The sequence below is a fragment of the Streptomyces sp. NPDC005494 genome (assembly GCF_042872025.1).
Lineage (GTDB): Bacteria > Actinomycetota > Actinomycetes > Streptomycetales > Streptomycetaceae > Streptomyces.
Genome location: NZ_JBIAJR010000032.1, coordinates 1 through 2,496, shown reverse-complemented (window position 1 = coordinate 2,496; position 2,496 = coordinate 1). Strand labels below are relative to the sequence as shown.

Annotated in this window: 1 rRNA gene; it reads right to left on the bottom strand. The window is 56.1% G+C overall.

The window, feature by feature from the left end:
• Positions 1–22: 22 nt before the first annotated feature.
• Positions 23–2,496: ribosomal RNA gene (locus tag ACFYQ6_RS34915) — 23S ribosomal RNA — on the bottom strand; the annotation flags it as partial.

Genomic DNA, 2,496 nt, shown 5'->3' with positions numbered 1-2,496 from the left:
AACACAGTGGACGCGAGCAACTGAGGACAAGCCCTCGGCCTATTAGTACCAGTCAGCTCCACCCGTTACCGGGCTTCCACATCTGGCCTATCAACCCAGTCGTCTACTGGGAGCCTTAACCACTCAAGGTGGTGGGAATACTCATCTTGAAGCAGGCTTCCCGCTTAGATGCTTTCAGCGGTTATCCTTTCCGAACGTAGCCAACCAGCCATGCCCTTGGCAGGACAACTGGCACACCAGAGGTTCGTCCGTCCCGGTCCTCTCGTACTAGGGACAGCCCTTCTCAATATTCCTACGCGCACAGCGGATAGGGACCGAACTGTCTCACGACGTTCTAAACCCAGCTCGCGTACCGCTTTAATGGGCGAACAGCCCAACCCTTGGGACCGACTCCAGCCCCAGGATGCGACGAGCCGACATCGAGGTGCCAAACCATCCCGTCGATATGGACTCTTGGGGAAGATCAGCCTGTTATCCCCGGGGTACCTTTTATCCGTTGAGCGACAGCGCTTCCACAAGCCACTGCCGGATCACTAGTCCCGACTTTCGTCCCTGCTCGACCCGTCGGTCTCACAGTCAAGCTCCCTTGTGCACTTACACTCAACACCTGATTGCCAACCAGGCTGAGGGAACCTTTGGGCGCCTCCGTTACTCTTTAGGAGGCAACCGCCCCAGTTAAACTACCCATCAGACACTGTCCCTGATCCGGATCACGGACCCAGGTTAGACATCCAGCACGACCAGAGTGGTATTTCAACGGCGACTCCACAACCACTGGCGTGGCTGCTTCAAAGTCTCCCACCTATCCTACACAAGCCGAACCGAACACCAATATCAAACTATAGTAAAGGTCCCGGGGTCTTTCCGTCCTGCTGCGCGAAACGAGCATCTTTACTCGTAGTGCAATTTCACCGGGCCTATGGTTGAGACAGTCGAGAAGTCGTTACGCCATTCGTGCAGGTCGGAACTTACCCGACAAGGAATTTCGCTACCTTAGGATGGTTATAGTTACCACCGCCGTTTACTGGCGCTTAAGTTCTCAGCTTCGCCGACCCGAAAGTCAGCTAACCGGTCCCCTTAACGTTCCAGCACCGGGCAGGCGTCAGTCCGTATACATCGCCTTACGGCTTCGCACGGACCTGTGTTTTTAGTAAACAGTCGCTTCTCGCTGGTCTCTGCGGCCACCCCCAGCTCAGGAAGCAAGTTCCCTCACCAGTGATGGCCCCCCTTCTCCCGAAGTTACGGGGGCATTTTGCCGAGTTCCTTAACCATAGTTCACCCGAACGCCTCGGTATTCTCTACCTGACTACCTGAGTCGGTTTAGGGTACGGGCCGCCATGAAACTCGCTAGAGGCTTTTCTCGACAGCATAGGATCATCCACTTCACCACAATCGGCTCGGCATCAGGTCTCAGACTATATGCACGACGGATTTGCCTACCGTGCGTCCTACACCCTTACCCCGGGACAACCACCGCCCGGGCTGGACTACCTTCCTGCGTCACCCCATCGCTTACCTAGTACAAGTCTGGTTCGTCGGCTCCACCACTACCCTCAACTCCGAAGAGATCGGGCCGGCTTCACGGACTTAGCATCGCCTGATTCAGTATTGGGCGTTTCAAAGCGGGTACCGGAATATCAACCGGTTGTCCATCGACTACGCCTGTCGGCCTCGCCTTAGGTCCCGACTTACCCTGGGCAGATCAGCTTGACCCAGGAACCCTTAGTCAATCGGCGCACACGTTTCTCACGTGTGTATCGCTACTCATGCCTGCATTCTCACTCGTGAACCGTCCACAACTCGCTTCCGCGGCTGCTTCACCCGGCACACGACGCTCCCCTACCCATCCACACAGGCGTTGGCCCTATATGTGTGAATGACACGACTTCGGCGGTACGCTTGAGCCCCGCTACATTGTCGGCGCGGAATCACTTGACCAGTGAGCTATTACGCACTCTTTCAAGGGTGGCTGCTTCTAAGCCAACCTCCTGGTTGTCTCTGCGACTCCACATCCTTTCCCACTTAGCGTACGCTTAGGGGCCTTAGTCGATGCTCTGGGCTGTTTCCCTCTCGACCATGGAGCTTATCCCCCACAGTCTCACTGCCGTGCTCTCACTTACCGGCATTCGGAGTTTGGCTAAGGTCAGTAACCCGGTAGGGCCCATCGCCTATCCAGTGCTCTACCTCCGGCAAGAAACACACGACGCTGCACCTAAATGCATTTCGGGGAGAACCAGCTATCACGGAGTTTGATTGGCCTTTCACCCCTAACCACAGGTCATCCCCCAGGTTTTCAACCCTGGTGGGTTCGGTCCTCCACGAAGTCTTACCTCCGCTTCAACCTGCCCATGGCTAGATCACTCCGCTTCGGGTCTTGAGCGCGCTACTAAATCGCCCTATTCGGACTCGCTTTCGCTACGGCTTCCCCACACGGGTTAACCTCGCAACACACCGCAAACTCGCAGGCTCATTCTTCAAAAGGCACGCAGTCACGAC